This is a genomic window from Streptomyces sp. NPDC003393, assembly GCF_053589015.1.
In genome coordinates this window covers 35,276-51,906 of sequence record NZ_JBSFRB010000022.1, presented here as the reverse complement: position 1 = coordinate 51,906, position 16,631 = coordinate 35,276, and the positions used below count along the sequence as shown (strand labels likewise).

Annotated in this window: 10 protein-coding genes; 6 read left to right on the top strand and 4 right to left on the bottom strand. The window is 72.9% G+C overall.

Features of this window, described 5'->3' with window-relative positions:
* The first annotated feature begins 14 nt into the window (after nt 1-14).
* Nucleotides 15-1,556, top strand: a complete 1,542-nt coding sequence (locus ACWDUZ_RS21590; protein WP_451633407.1) for a cellulase family glycosylhydrolase — start codon at nt 15-17, stop codon at nt 1,554-1,556.
* 61 nt (nt 1,557-1,617) lie between these two features.
* Here ACWDUZ_RS21590 and serC read toward each other — a convergent pair whose 3' ends face one another.
* A complete protein-coding gene (gene serC, locus ACWDUZ_RS21585) occupies nt 1,618-2,736 on the bottom strand; it encodes a phosphoserine transaminase (RefSeq protein WP_451633406.1) in 1,119 nt (372 codons plus the stop codon).
* 157 nt (nt 2,737-2,893) lie between these two features.
* On the opposite strand from serC, the gene ACWDUZ_RS21580 reads away from it, so the two are divergent.
* Complete coding sequence (locus ACWDUZ_RS21580) at nt 2,894-5,788, top strand: FAD-binding and (Fe-S)-binding domain-containing protein (RefSeq protein ID WP_451633405.1); 2,895 nt, start codon at nt 2,894-2,896, stop codon at nt 5,786-5,788.
* 75 nt (nt 5,789-5,863) lie between these two features.
* On the opposite strand, the gene ACWDUZ_RS21575 is transcribed toward ACWDUZ_RS21580, so the two are convergent.
* A complete protein-coding gene (locus ACWDUZ_RS21575; RefSeq protein WP_451633404.1) occupies nt 5,864-8,086 on the bottom strand; it encodes an FG-GAP repeat domain-containing protein in 2,223 nt (740 codons plus the stop codon).
* Nucleotides 8,087-8,128: 42 nt separating this feature from the next.
* Complete coding sequence (locus ACWDUZ_RS21570; protein WP_451633403.1) at nt 8,129-10,393, bottom strand: FG-GAP repeat domain-containing protein; 2,265 nt, start codon at nt 10,391-10,393, stop codon at nt 8,129-8,131.
* Between the two features lie 244 nt (nt 10,394-10,637).
* Between ACWDUZ_RS21570 and ACWDUZ_RS21565 the strand changes: the two genes are divergently transcribed.
* Nucleotides 10,638-11,606: an EamA family transporter gene (locus tag ACWDUZ_RS21565; protein ID WP_451633402.1), complete on the top strand. Its 969-nt coding sequence runs from the start codon at nt 10,638-10,640 to the stop codon at nt 11,604-11,606.
* Nucleotides 11,607-11,750: 144 nt separating this feature from the next.
* Here the strand turns inward: ACWDUZ_RS21565 and ACWDUZ_RS21560 are convergent, their stop codons facing one another.
* Nucleotides 11,751-12,440, bottom strand: a complete 690-nt coding sequence (locus tag ACWDUZ_RS21560) for a DUF6882 domain-containing protein (RefSeq protein ID WP_451633401.1) — start codon at nt 12,438-12,440, stop codon at nt 11,751-11,753.
* Between the two features lie 73 nt (nt 12,441-12,513).
* On the opposite strand from ACWDUZ_RS21560, the gene ACWDUZ_RS21555 reads away from it, so the two are divergent.
* The 3 genes from ACWDUZ_RS21555 to ACWDUZ_RS21545 are packed head-to-tail and all read left to right on the top strand — an operon-like array spanning nt 12,514 to nt 16,630.
* On the top strand, nt 12,514-13,308 hold the full coding sequence (locus ACWDUZ_RS21555; RefSeq protein ID WP_451633400.1) for a TIGR03084 family metal-binding protein: 795 nt from the start codon (nt 12,514-12,516) through the stop codon (nt 13,306-13,308).
* A complete protein-coding gene (locus tag ACWDUZ_RS21550) occupies nt 13,305-15,035 on the top strand; it encodes an acyclic terpene utilization AtuA family protein (protein WP_451633399.1) in 1,731 nt (576 codons plus the stop codon). Before ACWDUZ_RS21555 ends, ACWDUZ_RS21550 begins: the two co-directional genes overlap by 4 nt.
* Nucleotides 15,032-16,630, top strand: coding sequence for an acyl-CoA carboxylase subunit beta (locus ACWDUZ_RS21545; RefSeq protein ID WP_451633398.1), 1,599 nt, complete (start codon nt 15,032-15,034; stop codon nt 16,628-16,630). The genes ACWDUZ_RS21550 and ACWDUZ_RS21545 overlap by 4 nt, the downstream gene beginning before the upstream one ends.
* The last annotated feature ends 1 nt before the right edge of the window (nt 16,631 follow it).

Genomic DNA, 16,631 nt, shown 5'->3' with positions numbered 1-16,631 from the left:
AGGACAGCAGCGACATGTTCCGCAGTTTGCGAAGAGCGCTGTGCACGGCCGCCGCGGCGCTCCTGATACCGCTGGGGGTGGGCGCCGGTCTCGCCGCGCCGACGGCAGCCCACGCCGCCCAGGCCGCCGGCACGGCGGCGGGCGCCGGCTACTGGCACACCAGCGGACGCCAGATCCTGGACGCGGCCGGGAACCCGGTCCGTATCGCCGGCATCAACTGGTTCGGTTTCGAGACCGGCAACCACGTGGCCCACGGCCTGTGGTCCCGCGACTACAAGAGCATGATCGACCAGATGAGGTCGCTGGGCTACAACACCATCCGGCTGCCCTACAGCGACGACATCTTCAAGGCCGGCACGACCGCGGACAGCATCAACTTCAACGGCATGAACACCGATCTGCAGGGACTGACCCCCCTTCAGATCATGGACAAGATCGTGGCGTACGCGGGCCGCGACGGCCTGAAGGTCATCCTCGACCGCCACCGGCCGGACTCCGGCGGCCAGTCGGCCCTCTGGTACACCTCCGCCGTCCCCGAGTCGACCTGGATCGCCGACCTGAAGGCGCTGGCCGGCCGCTACCGGGGTCAGGACGCCGTCATCGGCATCGATCTGCACAACGAGCCCCACGATCCGGCCTGCTGGGGCTGCGGCGACCAGTCGACCGACTGGCGCCTGGCCGCCGAGCGGGCCGGCAACGCCGTCCTGTCCGTCAACCCCGACCTGCTGATCTTCGTGGAGGGCATCCAGACCTTCGACGGCGTCTCCGGCTGGTGGGGAGGCAACCTGATGGGCGCCGGGCAGTACCCGGTCCGCCTCGACGTCGCCGACCGCCTCGTGTACTCCGCCCACGACTACGCCACCAGCGTCGCCCAGCAGACCTGGTTCAGCGCCCCGTCCTTCCCCGCCAACATGCCCGGCATCTGGGACACGTACTGGGGATACCTGTTCAAGCAGAACATCGCGCCCGTGTGGGTGGGCGAGTTCGGCACCACGCTCCAGTCGACGGTGGACCAGAAGTGGCTGTCAGCGCTGGTGAGTTACCTCCGTCCGACGTCGACGTACGGCGCCGACAGCTTCCAGTGGACCTTCTGGTCCTGGAATCCCGACTCCGGCGACACCGGCGGCATCCTCAAGGACGACTGGCAGACCGTGGACACCGTCAAGGACGGCTACCTGGCGAGCGTCAAGGCGCCCGGTTTCCCGGCGGGCGGGGGGGACGACGGCGGCGGTGACGACGGCGGCAGCGGATCCACCCCGGCCTGCACCGCGGCGTACACCGTCACCGACGACTGGGGCAGCGGCTTCAACGCCCAGGTGACGGTGACCGACACGGGCACCACGGCCATCACGTCCTGGAAGGTGACCTGGACCTGGAGCGGCTCCCAGAAGGTCACCAACATGTGGAACGCCACGTACGCGCAGAGCGGTTCGACCGTGACGGTGACGAACGCCGACCACAACGGGTCGATCCCGGCCGGCGGTTCGGCCGGCTTCGGCTTCGGGGGCGCACCCGGGGGCGGCAGCGTGCCGAGCCTGACCTGTACGGCGTCGTGAACGGCGAGGGCGCCCGGTGTTCGCCGGGCGCCCTTCACCGTCCTCGCGTCGGGTCCGGGAGTCAGAGCCTCTCGATCACGTAGTCGACGCACTTCGTCAGGGTCTCGACGTCCGCCGGGTCGATCGCGGGGAACATCGCGATGCGCAGCTGGTTGCGGCCCAGCTTGCGGTAGGGCTCGGTGTCGACGATGCCGTTGGCGCGCAGGACCTTGGCGACGGCGGCGGCGTCGATCTCGTCGGAGAAGTCGATCGTGCCGATGACCTGGGAGCGCTTGGCCGGGTCGGCGACGAACGGCGTCGCGTACTTGGACTCGTCCGCCCAGGTGTACAGGCGGGTCGAGGAGTCCTTGGTGCGGGCCGTGGACCAGTCGAGGCCGCCCTGGCCGTTGAGCCACTCCAGCTGCTGGTTCAGCAGGAACAGGGTGGCGAGGGCCGGGGTGTTGTACGTCTGGTTCTTGCGGGAGTTGTCGATCGCCGTGGGGAGACTGAAGAACTCCGGGACGTGGCGGCCGGAGGCGTGGATGCGCTCGGCGCGCTCGATGGCGGCGGGCGAGAAGAGACCGATCCACAGGCCGCCGTCGGAGGCGAAGGACTTCTGCGGGGCGAAGTAGTAGACGTCGGTCTCGGCGACGTCGACCGGGAGGCCGCCGGCGCCGGAGGTGGCGTCCACCAGGACCAGGGCGCCCTCGTCGGCGCCCTCGACCCGCTTGATGGGCATGGCCACGCCGGTCGAGGTCTCGTTGTGGGTGAAGGCGTAGACGTCCACGCCCGCCTCGGCCTCCGGCTCGGGGTGGGTGCCCGGGTCGGTGGCGATGATCGTGGGCTCGGCCAGCCAGGGGGCGAGCTTGGCCGCCTTGGCGAACTTCGAGGAGAACTCGCCGAAGCTCAGGTGCTGGGACTTGTTCTCGATCAGGCCGTGGGTGGCGATGTCCCAGAAGGCGGTGGAGCCGCCGTTGCCGAGGACCACCTCGTAGCCGTCGGGGAGCGAGAAGAGCTGGGCGATGCCCTCGCGCACCTTGCCGACCAGGTTCTTGACGGGGGCCTGGCGGTGGGAGGTGCCCATGAGGGACGTGCCGGTGGCGGCGAGGGCGTCCAGCGCCTCGGTCCGCACCTTGGAGGGGCCAGCGCCGAAGCGTCCGTCGGCGGGCTTGATGTCAGCGGGGATCTGGATGTCGGCCACGAGTCGGAGAGTATCGCGCTGGGCGAAACCGGGCGGAATCATGTCCGTCCGATGAGACGAGTCCACCGGGCTCTGGACTTGTGGACTCGTACGACGATATGCGCGTGGCTGTGGAAAACTCCGGGTGACTGTCCGTGAGCGGATGCATCCTGGACGCATGACGGATCTCTCGGGTCTTCAGGCGGAGCTGCGCGGGGTCGTCCGGGGCGAGGTCGCCTTCGACACCACCGCCCGGGCGCTGGTCACCATGGACGCGTCGAACTACCGGCGCGTCCCGGTGGGTGTGGTGGCTCCGCGCGACGCCGACGACGTGGCCGCGGTGCTCGCGGTGTGCCGGGCGTGTGAGGTCCCGGTGGTGGCGCGGGGCGGCGGGACGTCGATCGCCGGGCAGGCCACGGGGACGGGCGTGGTGCTGGACTTCACCCGGCACATGAACGGCCTGCTGGAACTGGACCCGGCCACCCGTACGGCCGTCGTCCAGCCGGGTCTGGTCCTGGACCGGCTCCAGGAGGCCGCCACGCCGCACGGGCTGCGCTTCGGCCCCGACCCGTCCACGCACAGCCGGTGCACGCTCGGCGGGATGATCGGCAACAACTCCTGCGGCTCGCACTCGGTGGCCTGGGGGACCACCGCGGACAGCGTGCGGGAGCTGTCGGTGATCACCGCGCGCGGCGAGCGGCTGCGGCTCGGTCAGGGCTGGGCCGGGGCGCCGGACGGGTTGCGGGAGTTGGTGGAGGGCGGGCTCGCGCGGCTGCGCACGGGCTTCCCCGAGCTGCCCCGGCGCATCTCCGGGTACGCGCTGGACGCCCTGCTGCCGGAGAAGGGCGCGGACGTCGCCCGCTCCTTCTGCGGTTCGGAGGGCACGTTCGGCGTGCTGACCGAGGCGGTCGTGGAACTGGTTCAGGCGCCCCGCGCGCGGGCGCTCGCCGTACTGGCGTACACCGACGAGGGTGCGGCAGCGGAGGCGGCGGCGGGCCTGCTGCCGCACGGGCCGCTGACCGTGGAGGGCATGGCGGCCGACCTGGTGCCGGCGGCGGCCGGGCTGCCCAGGGGCGGAGCCTGGCTGTTCGTGGAGACCGGCGGCGAGACGCAGGAGGAGGCACGCGCGCGTGCGGAGGAGATCGTGCGGGCGGCGGACGTCGTCGACGCGCTGGTGGTGACCGACCCGGCCGCACAGCGGGCGCTGTGGCGGATCCGGGAGGACGCGAGCGGTACGGCGACGAGGATGCCGGACGGCTCGGAGGCCTGGCCGGGCTGGGAGGACTGCGCCGTGCCGCCCGCCCGGCTCGGCGCGTACCTCCGCGACTTCCGCGGGCTGCTGTCGGCCCACGGCCTGAGCGGCGCGCCGTACGGGCATTTCGGGGACGGCTGCATCCACGTCCGGATCGACTTCGACCTGCTGACCCCGGCCGGGATCGGCCGTTTCCGGCGCTTCTCCGAGGACGTCGCCGAGCTGGTCGTCTCCCACGGCGGCTCGCTGTCGGGTGAGCACGGCGACGGGCAGGCGCGGGCCGAGCTGCTGCCGAAGATGTACGGCACCGGGACGGTGGCCCTGTTCGAGCGGGCCAAGCGGGTCTGGGACCCGGACGACCTGCTCAACCCCGGGATGCTGGTCCGTCCGGACCCCCTGGACGCGAACCTCCGCTTCTCCGTCCTGCCGCGCGAGCCGGTGGACGTCGCCTTCGGCTATCCGGCCGACGGCGGGGACTTCGCGGCGGCGGTGCGCCGCTGCGTGGGGGTCGCCAAGTGCCGTACGACGCAGGTGTCCGGACCGGCGGTGATGTGCCCGTCCTTCCGGGCCACCGGGCAGGAGCAGCACTCCACGCGGGGGCGTGCCCGGCTGCTGCACGAGATGCTCGCCGGCGAGCTGGTGACCGACGGCTGGCGGTCCACCGAGGTCCGTGACGCGCTCGATCTGTGCCTGTCGTGCAAGGGCTGCCGCTCGGACTGCCCCGTCGACGTCGACATGGCCACCTACAAGGCGGAGTTCCTGCACCACCACTATGCGGGCCGGCGCCGCCCCGCCGCCCACTACTCCATGGGACGGCTGCCGGTGTGGCTGCGCTGGGCGGCCCGTACGCGCACGGCACGGGTGGTCAACGCGCTCGCCTCGGTGCGGCCCCTGGCCCGGGCGGCGAAGCGGCTGGGCGGGATCGCACCCGAACGGACGATCCCCCGGCTGGCGGCCGAGCCGTTCACCCGGTGGTGGGAGCGACGGCGGGGCAGGAGCGCCGCGGGCGGTGGCGCTCTGGTCGTCCTGTGGCCGGACACCTTCACCGAGCATCTCTCGCCCTCCGTGGGCCGGGCCGCCGTACGGGTGCTGGAGGCCGCGGGCCTGCGGGTGGCGCTGCCGCCGACGGTCCGCCTCGAGCGGCCGCCGGCCGGCGACGGCCGCACGGTCGCCCTCGATCCCGTCAGCCTGTTGCGGGGCCGGGGCCGGGTCTGCTGCGGTCTGACGTACGTCTCCACGGGCCAGCTCGACCGCGCCCGTACGGTCATGCGGCACACCCTCGACCTGATGGAACCGGTGCTGGAGACGGCCGCCCCGGTCGTCGTCCTGGAACCGAGCTGTGCGGCGGCGCTGCGCACCGACCTGCCCGAGCTCCTCCACGACGACCCGCGCGCCGCCCGCCTGGCCGCCCGTGTGCTCACCTTCGCGGAGGCCCTGGAGCGACACGCCCCCGGCTGGACGCCGCCCCGCGTCGACCGCCCGGTCACCGGCCAGACCCACTGCCACCAGCACGCGGTCCTCGGCGACGCCGCCGAGTGCCGGCTGCGCGAGGCGGCCGGGCTCACCGGTGAGCTGACGGGCGGCTGCTGCGGTCTCGCGGGCAATTTCGGTTTCGAGGCGGGGCACTTCGAGGTGTCGCGGGCGTGCGCGGAGGAGCAGCTGCTGCCCGCGGTGCGCCGGGCCCCGGACGACGCGGTGGTCCTGGCGGACGGATTCTCCTGCCGGACGCAGCTGGAGCAGCTGGCGGGGGTGCGGGGCAGGCACCTGGCGGAGGTGCTGGCCCAGGCGCTGGCGCGGGAGGCGGGGGAGCGGGACGGCTGAGGCGGGCCGAGCCAGGGCTCAACCCGCCTCGCCGGCGCGGGGACCGTTCCCCGCGCCGGTGACCTTCGGGCTGCGTCAGCCCATGTGGTTGTACGGGTAGGGGTTGCCGGCGTTGTCCGGGGACGCCGAAGAGATACGGGCCTTGAACGGGGCCCGCCAGTCGCCGGTGCCGCGGTAGAAGTACGTCCGGTTCGCGCGCTTGTCCCAGGCGAAGAGATCCGGGCGGCCGTCGCGGTCGCCGTCGCCGATGCCGACCAGGTGGCTGTAGGCGTTCCAGCCGCCGCCGATCTTCGTGCGGGAGGCGAAGGTGCCGTTGTCGTAGCCGAGGTAGAGCCAGAGCACGCCGTCGCGGTCCCGGGCCACGAGGTCGCCCGCGGCGGCGCCGCCGACGTCGCCCACGGCGGTGATCTCGGTGTAGACCTTCCAGCCGCCGCCGACCCTCACCCGGGAGGCGAAGGGCGCCCGCCAGTCGCCGGTGCCCTTGTAGAGCCACAGCACGCCGGAGGTGTCCCTGGCGAGGAGGTCGGCCCTGCCGTCACCGGTGTAGTCGGTGCCTCCGGTGAGCTGGTCGTAGATGTTCCAGCCGCCGCCGATCCGGCTGCGGGAGGTGAAGGTGCCGTCGCCGTAGCCGAGGTAGAGCCACAGCACACCGCTGCCGTCACGGGCGACCAGATCGGCGTGGGCGGCGCCGCCGACGTTGCCGACGGTCTCGATCTGGTTGTAGATGTTCCAGCCGCCGCCTACGAGCTTCGTCTCGTGTTCCGACAACTGTCCGCGGTTGTAGGGGTCGAAGTAGGTGTCGCTGTTCCACAGCCGGCCGGAGGTGTCCCGCGCCAGCACGTTCGGTGAGCCGTTGTCGTCGAAGTCGTGCGGCTTGGGGGTGCGGACCACCTTGAACGTGCCGGAGGTGGTGAGGTCCGGGCCGATGCCGTTGAGCGGCTTGGCGACGAGCGTCCACGTGTAGTCGCCGTTGTGGGCACTGCCAGGCGGCATCGAGCCCATGGCGCCCTCCCAGTCGTAGCGGACGGAGGTGCCCGGGTCCGTGAAGGAGACGCTGCGCGTCTCGCCGGTGCGGACGTGACGGAGGGTCACCCTCGCCTCCACGTTGCCGCGCGACAGGTTCCACCCCAGCGACGCCCGGCCGCCGTTCTGATCCAGGTCGACGACGGCCGGCACGGTGTGACCGGTCAGGGTGACCCGGGTGGGCTCGCCGCTGCTCGCCACCAGGGTGGCGGCCGGGACGCCGTCCTGACCGGGTGCGATCCGGTACACGCCCTCGTTCTCGGCGACCGTGCCGCCGCGCGCGTACAGCGTGCCGTCGGGGGCGGTGGCGGCGGAGGTGAGGTGGTCGAGGAGCTTGCGGGTGGCGTGGGTGGTCAGGTTGTACGCGGTGAACGCGTTCGAGATGTACGCGTCGACGGACGTCAGGCCACCGCGGTTGCCGTACGTCAGCCAGTCGCCCTGGAAGCCGATCGACACGGCCTCCGGCCACACCTTGCCCACCTGGACGCTCTGGCGGGCACCCGTGGAGCGGTCGGTGACGACCACCGTCGCCTCGTAGGAGCTGTTGTACTGGACCCACGCCACATGCGTCGCCGAGACCGCGACGTCCGCGTCCTTCACGGCGCCCGGCAGTTCGAAGGCGTCGGTCACGGCGCCGGCGGTGAGGTCGAGCAGACCGAGGACGTGCTTGGTGCCGGTGGAGTAGGTCACCTGAGCCTGGCCGGCGGTGCCGGGCGTGACCTTGATCCCGGTGGCGTCCTGCGGAAGGCCGGTCACCGTGCGCGGGGACGTTCCGGCCCGGTGCATGCGGAGGTCCTTGCCGCCCGCGCCGTTGTCCAGCGTGGTGAAGAGGGCCGTGCCGGCGGCACCCGCGTACTCGACCCCGCTCACGGAGGGGCCGAGGTAGTAGCTGTAGACCTTCGATCCGGTCGCCATGTCGGTGAGGGCTGCCGTGAGGTCGGCGCGGTCGTACGTGGCCACGAGGTCGCCGGACCCGGTGGCCTGGACCGCGACGTACGAGATCCACTGGGCGGCTGGCGCGCCGCCGTCGGCCGGGTACCAGCTTCGCGTACCGCTGGTCTTGTTCCAGGTGACATAGCCGGAGGCGGTGGCCCCGGCGATGACGTCGCCCTTCGGGAAGGCGACGACGGACTGGGTCCCGGCCGTCGCGGTCGCGGAGGCGCCGGCGGGCGCGGCCACCGCGGGGGCGGCCAGGCCGGTGCCGCCGGCGGTGAGGGCGAGGACGGCGGCGACGGCCGCGGTGAGGCGTCTGCGCCTGATGCGCGCGTGCTGCACAGAGGGTTCCTTCGTGTCTGACGACGATTGCGTGATGGGGAGTCAGATGTAGAGGTCGTAGGACCGGAGCGCGTAGAAGGGCGCGGTGACCGGGACACGGCCGGCGAACGGCGTCTTCCACAGACCCGTGCTCGCGTAGAAGTACGGGTCCTCGCCCCCGTACCGCACCCCCATCGCGTACAGGTCGGGGATGCCGTCGAAGTCGGCGTCGCCGAAGCCGAGGAGGTGCTTGTAGGCGTTCCAGCCGCCGCCGATCCGGGTGCGCGGGGCGAAGGTGCCGTCGCCGTAGCCGAGGTAGAGCCAGAGCACGCCGTCGCGGTCGCGGGCGACGAGGTCGCCGGCCGGGGCGCCGGCGATGTTCCCGGTGGCGGTGATCTGGTCGTACATGCCCCAGCCACCGGTGCCGATCTTCACCCGGGCGGCGAACGGCGCCCGCCAGTTGCCGGTGCTCTTGTAGAGCCACAGGGCGCCCGCCTTGTCGGTGGCGACGAGGTCGGCGCGGCCGTCGCCGTTCAGGTCGCTGCCGCCGGTGAGCTTGGTGTAGATGTTCCAGCCGCCGCCGATTCTGGAACGGGTGGCCAGCGGGGACTTGGCGTCGCCCTTGCCCAGGTAGAGCCAGAGCACGCCGTCGCGGTCCCGGGCGACCACGTCGCTCACCGCGGCACCGCCGAGATCGCCGGCCGCCTCGATCCGGTCGTAGACGTTCCAGCCGCCGCCGACGAGTGTCTCGGGGTTCTGCGTGAAGGAGCCCTCGTGGCGGGCGTCGTACACGTCCTTGAGCCACAGCCGCCCCGAGGTGTCCCGCGCGAGGACGTCCGGGGACCCGTCGGCGTCGTAGTCGTGCAGACCGGGCTTGCGGGCGACCGTGAACGATCCGGAGGCGACCAGGTGCGGGCCGATCCCGTTGAGCGGCGTGGCATCGATGGTCCAGGTGTACGGGCCGCTGGGCGCGGCCGTGTACTGGCCCTGCACGCCGTTCCACAGGACGTCGCCGTGCCAGTCGAGGTAGGCGCGGTGCGGGTCGTCGATGCTGACGGACAGCGGGTAGACGTTCTCCCGCCGGGTCTCCCCGGTGCGGGTGTTGCGCAGGGTGACGGCCATCACCACGTTGATGTCGGACAGCCGCCATTCCAGCCGGAACCGGCCGTTGTTCTCGTCGAGGTCGACGGCGTCGGGGATCTTGTCGCCGAGCAGCGTCAGCTTCGTCGGCTCGCCGCTGCTCGCCACCAGGGTGGCGGCCGGCGCTCCGTCGGCCCCGAGAGCGATCCGGTACAGGCCCTCGCCGCCGGCCACGGTGCCGCCGCTCGCGTACAGCGTGCCGTCGGGCGCCGCGGCCGTCTGGGTCGTGGTGTCGAGGACCTTGCGGGTGGCCCCGGTGGTGAGGTTGCGTGCCGTCAGGGCGTAGAGCGGATCCGGTTCACGCGCCATCTGGGCGCCCTGCACGCCGTACGCCACCCAGTCACCCGTCAGACCGAGTGCCACCTCCCCCTCGGGCTTGCCCAGGCGGATGCGCTGGACGGCGGAGGTGTCGCGGTGGGTGACATACACCGAGGTCTCGTCCGGATCCGCCTCGACCCAGGCGACGTACTTGTCGGACACGGCGACGGCGCTGGGCGGGACCTGCGTGTCGAAGTGCTGGGCGGCGGTGCCGGCGGCCAGGTCGACCAGCGCCCACGACCCGCCGCGCGGAGTCCGGTAGCCCAGCACGGCGTAACCGGGGGTGCCCGCCCAGAGGACGATGTCGGTGGCGTCCGCCGGGAGACGGGTCACCGTGCGTGTCGTCACCTCGCCGTCCACCGTGCCGACCAGGTGGACGTCCTGGCCGCCGGTGGTGTTCGAGGTCCGCACGAGGACCGTGCCGCCGACCGCGCCGACGACCTGGCCCGTCGGATCGATGTCACGCGGGTCGACGGTCATCAGACGGGTGTGCGTGCTCATGTCGGTGAGGTACACGCCGTCGTCGGCCAGGCGGGTCAGCACCACGTCGGACGCCTTGGAGCCCATGACGGGTCCCCAGGAGTCCGGCAGGGCGGTGGACGAACCGTCGGCGAAGCTGGTCCACAGGCCCTTGCTGGCGTCGGTCCAGGTCAGGAACCCGGTCGCCCCGACGCTCACGAGCCGGGTGCGGCCCGCCGGGTACGGAATCGCCGCCTGCGCCGTCGCCCCGGTGGTGGCCGTCACCGTTGCCGGGGCCGTCACGGGCGCCGCCACGGCGACGGCCTGGCCGGCCACGAGCGTCGCCGCGAGGACCACGCCTGTCGCCGCGGTCAGGCGCAGCCGGGAAGCACGAGCACGGCTGAGGTGCAATGAGATCCCTCCCCTGAGAGGACCATGGGCGCGCCGGGCGCGCGGCCGGGTCGCGTGCGGGGGCGGCCGGAGCGGGATCCCCCCCATAACCGGAACCTTGCCCCTCGCAATGATCCGCAGGAGGATACCCCGCCCAACGGCACAGGGCACCAGGGTTGTGCCGGACTCGTGTTCGAAGGTCTTCGCGGCCCCGGAAAAGTCCATTGCCATAGACTGGGCGGTGCACCATGATGAACGAGTCCGCATGCGAACCCCGAACCGAGCACCTGGACCGCCCGTGACCGCCCCCGACGCCCTCCCTCTCGCCCCCTCGCAGGCCGCGCCTTCGGGCGCACCCGCGCCGACGGGCGCGCCGCGCCGCTTCGGCTCCCTCGGCCCCGTCGGGCTGGTGCTCGCCGGCGGTGTCTCGGTGCAGTTCGGCGGCGCGCTGGCGGTGACGCTGATGCCCCGGGCGGGTGCGCTCGGCGTGGTGAGCCTGCGGTTGCTGGTGGCCGCGATCGTGCTGCTGCTGGTCTGCCGGCCCCGGCTGCGCGGGCACTCGCGCGCCGACTGGGGCACGGTCGTCGTCTTCGGCGTCGCGATGGCCGCGATGAACGGCCTGTTCTACCAGGCCGTCGACCGCATCCCGCTCGGCCCCGCGGTCACCCTCGAGGTCCTCGGCCCGCTCGCCCTGTCGGTCCTCGCCTCCCGCCGCGCGGTCAACGTGGTGTGGGCGGCCCTCGCGCTGGCCGGTGTGTTCCTGCTCGGTGGCGGCGACTTCGGCAGCCTCGATCCCGCCGGGGTGGCCTTCGCGCTCGGCGCGGGCGCGATGTGGGCGGCGTACATCCTCTTCAGCGCCCGCACCGGCCGGCGCTTCCCGCAGGCCGACGGTCTGGCCCTGGCGATGGCGGTCGGCGCGGTGCTGTTCCTGCCGCTGGGGATCGCGGAGTCGGGTGCGAAGCTGGCCGACCCGACGACGTTCGGGCTGGGCGCGGCGGTGGCGCTGCTCTCCTCCGTCCTGCCCTACACCCTCGAACTGCTGGCCCTGCGCCGCCTGCCCGCCTCCACCTTCGCCGTTCTGATGAGCCTGGAACCGGCCCTCGCCGCCACCGCCGGCTTCCTCGTCCTGGGCCAGTCCCTCACCCCCGCCCAGGGCCTGGCCATCACCCTGGTCATCGCGGCGAGCATGGGCGCGGTCCGCACCCAGGTGGGACGGGGGAAGCTCACCTCCTGACCGTCGCCACGGCCGGGCGGCGGCCTGCCGTGTGTCGCCCGTCGGACGGACGCGCGCCGTCGTCCGCCCGGATCCGGCGAGGGCGGCCGAGCGCGCTCCGGCGAGCACCTCCACGCCTTTCGGAGCGAGCCCCGGACGCTCCGCTCAGGGCGCGACCGTGCCCCGCACGACGGCGATCCGCCCGGCCGCGTCGAAGGCGACCTCGACCGCACTGCCGTCGGGCAGCCCGGCGACGATCCGGTCGCCCTCGGTGCGGTGCGCGACGCCGTGGTGGTCGAAGTAGCCGCTGACCACGTGCCGGGCCGAGTACCCGATCAACTGCGTGCCCGTGAGCAGCGTCCGCGGCAACGCGACCGCGTCCAGGGCGGCGCGCGGCACCTGTGTGTCGGTGGGAAGGAAGTAGACGCGCGTGCCCGGCCCCGCCGCGACGCCGATGTAGCCCGGCGCCCCGGCCACACCCATGCCGGTGAGGGCGAGCGTCTCCGCCGCGCGCCGCGGGTCCGCGAAACCGGAGAGGTCCAGGACCTCCTCGGTCAGTTCGACGATGCCGTGCGCCCGCCCGTACCGTTCGACGGCGGAGGCCGGGGAGACCACCTCGGTACCCCGCAGACCCGGATTGGCCCAGCCCCACACCCAGGACCGCTCCTGCGTGTCGTACGTGCCCAGCACGGCCACGCGCAGTTCCAGCTCTCCCTGCCGGTACCGGCAGGACGGCAGGTCGGCGCTCCAGGGCCCGTCGGGCAGGAACGCGGTCAGAGCCTGAAGCTGAGCCGCGCCCCAAGCGGCATGCCGTTCCGCCTCGAGGAGGAAGGCATCGCTGAACTCACTCGCCATGGCGCAACCTTAGGTGCCAGAAATCATGCAAGCATGCTTGATTGTTTCCAGGCCCGGTGCCATGCTCCCCCTCATGGCCGATCCGACGCCCGTCATCGACGACCTGTGTGCGGAGAGCGACGAACTCGACCGCTTGGTAGCCGAGTTGGAGCCGGAGCGCTGGACGCTCCCGACCCCCGCGCCCCGCTGGACCATCGCTCACCAGATCGCCCACCTCGCGTGGACCGACCGCTCGGCGCTGCTGGCCGTCACCGACGCGGACGCCTTCCGGATGCTGGTCGACAAGGCCCTCGCCGCCCCCGGCTCCTTCGTCGACGCGGGTGCCGAGGAGGGCGGGCGGCTGCCGCCCGCCGAACTCCTGGCCCGCTGGCGGGAGGGGCGCGCCGCACTCGCGCGGGCCCTGCGCTCCGCCCCGCCCGGTGCCCGCCTGCCCTGGTACGGGCCGCCCATGTCGGCCGCCTCCATGGCCACCGCACGGCTCATGGAGACCTGGGCCCACGGGCTGGACGTGGCGCAGGCCCTCGGTGTCGTCCGTCCCCCCACCGGCCGGCTCCGGCACATCGCCCGGCTCGGGGTACGGACCCGCGACTTCTGCTTCGGCGTGCGCGGACTCACCCCGCCCGCCGCCGAGTTCCGCGTCGAACTCACCTCACCCGGGGGCGAGACGTGGGCCTATGGACCCGAGGACGCCCCGCAGCGCGTCACCGGCCCCGCCCTCGACTTCTGCCTGCTGGTCACCCAGCGCGCCCACCGTGCCGACCTCGCCCTGACCGCCGAAGGCCCGGACGCGGACCGCTGGTTGGACATCGCCCAGGCCTTCGCCGGCCCGCCCGGCGCCGGACGCCCGCCGAAGGGGGAACCGGCATGACGGTCCTGCGCGTCGGCAACTTCTCCGGCTTCTACGGCGACCGCTTCGACGCCCTGCGGGAGATGCTCACCGGCGGTGAACTCGACGTCCTCACCGGCGACTACCTGGCCGAACTCACCCTGCTCATCCTCGGCCGGGACCGGCTGAAGGACCCTGCCGCCGGCTACGCCCGCACCTTCCCGCGCCAGTTGGAGGAGTGCCTCGGCCTCGCCCACGAGCGGGGGGTGCGGATCGTCACCAACGCCGGTGGACTCAACCCGGCCGGACTCGCCGACGGCATACGGGAGTCGGCCGGGCGACTCGGCATACCGGTCAAGGTCGCGCACGTCGAGGGCGACGACCTCACCACGACCCCGCCTCCGGCTCTCGGCGCCGCGCGAGCAGGCAAAACCCCCGCGGGCGTCCTCGCCGCCCACGCCTACCTCGGCGGCTTCGGGATCGCCGCCTGCCTGCGCGCGGGCGCCGACATCGTCGTCACCGGGCGGGTCACCGACGCGGCCCTGGTCACCGGGCCCGCCGCCGCCCACTTCGGCTGGCAGCCGGAAGAGTACGACCGGCTCGCGGGCGCCGTCGTCGCCGGGCACGTGCTGGAGTGCGGCGCCCAGGCCACCGGCGGCAACTACGCCTTCTTCACCGACCACAGCCTCGACCGGCTGCGCCGGCCCGGCTTCCCGCTCGCCGAGATCCACGCCGACGGCACCTGCGTCGTCACCAAGCACCCCGGCACCGGCGGCGTCGTCGACACCGGCACGGTCACCGCCCAACTGCTGTACGAGACGGGGGGCGCCCGGTACGCCGGGCCCGATGTCACCACGCGGCTGGACACCGTACGGCTGCGCCAGGACGGACCCGACCGGGTGCGCGTCGAGGGCGTGCGCGGTGAGGCCCCGCCGCCCACCCTCAAAGTGGGGCTGAACCGCCTCGGCGGCTTCCGCAACGAGGTCACCTTCGTCCTGACCGGGCTCGACATCGAACGCAAGGCCGAGCTGGCGCGCCGGCAGATGGAGGACGCCCTCGCGGCCGCCAAGTCGCCGCCGGCCGAGGTCCGCTGGGACCTGGTGCGCACCGACCGGGCCGATGCCGACTCCGAGGAGACCGCCAGCGCGCTGCTCCGGCTCGTCGTGCGCGACCGGGACGCGGAGGCAGTGGGACGGGCGTTCAGCGGGGCCGCCGTGGAGCTCGCACTGGCCGGATACCCCGGCTTCCACCTGCTCGCGCCGCCCGGGAAGGGCGCCCCCTACGGAGTCTTCGAGGCCGCGTACGTCCCCCAGGACGCCGTGGAACATGTGGCCGTCCTCCACGACGGCCGCCGTATCACCGTGCCGCCGCCCCACGACACCCGTGGGCTCGACGACGTACCCGAGCCGCCCTTGCCGGACCCTCTTCCCGGCGGGCCCGCACGGCGTGCCCCGCTCGGACTCGTCGCCGGGGCCCGCAGCGGCGACAAGGGCGGGGACGCCAACGTCGGCGTGTGGGCGCGGTCGCAGGACGCCTGGCGGTGGCTCGCCGACGAGCTGACCGTCGACCGGTTCCGGGAGTTGATCCCGGAGAGCCGGGCGCTGCCCGTCACCCGGCATGTCCTGCCCCGTCTGCGCGCCCTCAACTTCGTCGTCGAGGGGTTCCTCGGCGAGGGGGTCGCCGCCCAGCACCGCTTCGACCCGCAGGCCAAGGCCCTCGGCGAATGGCTGCGCTCCCGCCACCTGGACATCCCGGAGGCCCTGCTGTGACGGTCCTGTCCTCCTCCCTGGACACCCGCTCGCCCGCGTACCGGGCCAACCGCGAGACCATGCTCGCCAGGCTCGCCGACCTCGAGGCCGAGCACGCCAAGGCGCTCGCGGGCGGCGGCGCCAAGTACGTCGAACGGCACCGCGGGCGCGGCAAACTGCTCGCCCGGGAACGGGTCGAGCTGCTCCTCGACCCCGACACGCCGTTCCTGGAGCTGTCCCCGCTCGCCGCCTGGGGCAGTGACCACACCGTCGGCGCCTCGCTGGTCACCGGCATCGGGGTCGTCGAGGGCGTCGAATGCATGATCACGGCCAACGACCCGACCGTGCGCGGCGGCGCCAGCAACCCCTGGAGCCTGAAGAAGGCGCTGCGCGCCAACGACATCGCCCTCGCCAACCGGCTGCCCTGCATCAGCCTGGTGGAGTCGGGCGGCGCGGATCTGCCGTCCCAGAAGGAGATCTTCATCCCCGGCGGCGCCATCTTCCGGGACCTGACCCGGCTGTCGGCGGCCGGCATCCCCACCATCGCCGTCGTCTTCGGCAACTCCACCGCCGGCGGCGCCTACATCCCCGGCATGTCCGACCACGTGATCATGGTCAAGGAGCGGGCCAAGGTGTTCCTCGGCGGGCCGCCGCTGGTGAAGATGGCCACCGGCGAGGAGAGCGACGACGAGTCCCTGGGCGGCGCCGAGATGCACGCGCGCGTGTCCGGCCTCGCCGACCACTTCGCCGTCGACGAGCGGGACGCCCTCCGACAGGCGCGCCGCGTCGTCGCCCGCCTCAACCACCGCAAGGCGTACCCCGATCCCCCTTTCGCAGCGCCCCCGAAACACGACGGCGAGGAACTTCTCGGCGTCGTCCCCGGCGATCTGAGGACCCCCTTCGACCCGCGCGAGGTGATCGCCCGCGTCGTCGACGCCTCCGACTTCGACGAGTTCAAACCGCTGTACGGGACCAGCCTGGTCACCGGCTGGGCGAACCTCCACGGCTACCCCGTCGGCATCCTCGCCAACGCCCAGGGCGTGCTGTTCAGCGAGGAGTCGCAGAAGGCCGCCCAGTTCATCCAGCTCGCCAACCAGCGCGACGTCCCCCTGCTGTTCCTGCACAACACCACCGGCTACATGGTCGGCCGCGCCTACGAACAGGGCGGCATCATCAAGCACGGTGCCATGATGATCAACGCGGTCTCCAACTCCCGCGTCCCCCACCTGTCCGTCCTCATGGGCGCCTCCTACGGCGCCGGGCACTACGGCATGTGCGGACGCGCCTACGACCCGCGCTTCCTGTTCGCCTGGCCCAGCGCCAAGTCCGCCGTCATGGGCCCGCAGCAGCTCGCCGGCGTGCTGTCGATCGTCGCCCGGCAGTCCGCGGCGGCCAAGGGGCAGCCGTACGACGACGAGGCGGACGCGGCGCTGCGGGCCATGGTCGAGCAGCAGATCGAGTCCGAGTCGCTGCCGATGTTCCTGTCCGGCCGGCTGTACGACGACGGCGTCATCGACCCGCGCGACACCCGCACCGTCCTCGGCATCTGCCTCTCGGCCATCCACACCGCGCCCTACCAGGGCGTGCGCGGCGGCTTCGGCGTCTTCCGGATGTGAG

Coding starts and splice junctions, on each gene's coding strand:
- ACWDUZ_RS21590 (WP_451633407.1), top strand. CDS start 15: ATGTTCCGCAGTTTGCGAAGAGCGCTGTGCACGGCCGCCGCGGCGCTC.
- ACWDUZ_RS21580 (WP_451633405.1), top strand. CDS start 2,894: ATGACGGATCTCTCGGGTCTTCAGGCGGAGCTGCGCGGGGTCGTCCGG.
- ACWDUZ_RS21565 (WP_451633402.1), top strand. CDS start 10,638: ATGCGAACCCCGAACCGAGCACCTGGACCGCCCGTGACCGCCCCCGAC.
- ACWDUZ_RS21560 (WP_451633401.1), bottom strand. CDS start 12,440: ATGGCGAGTGAGTTCAGCGATGCCTTCCTCCTCGAGGCGGAACGGCAT.
- ACWDUZ_RS21555 (WP_451633400.1), top strand. CDS start 12,514: ATGGCCGATCCGACGCCCGTCATCGACGACCTGTGTGCGGAGAGCGAC.
- ACWDUZ_RS21550 (WP_451633399.1), top strand. CDS start 13,305: ATGACGGTCCTGCGCGTCGGCAACTTCTCCGGCTTCTACGGCGACCGC.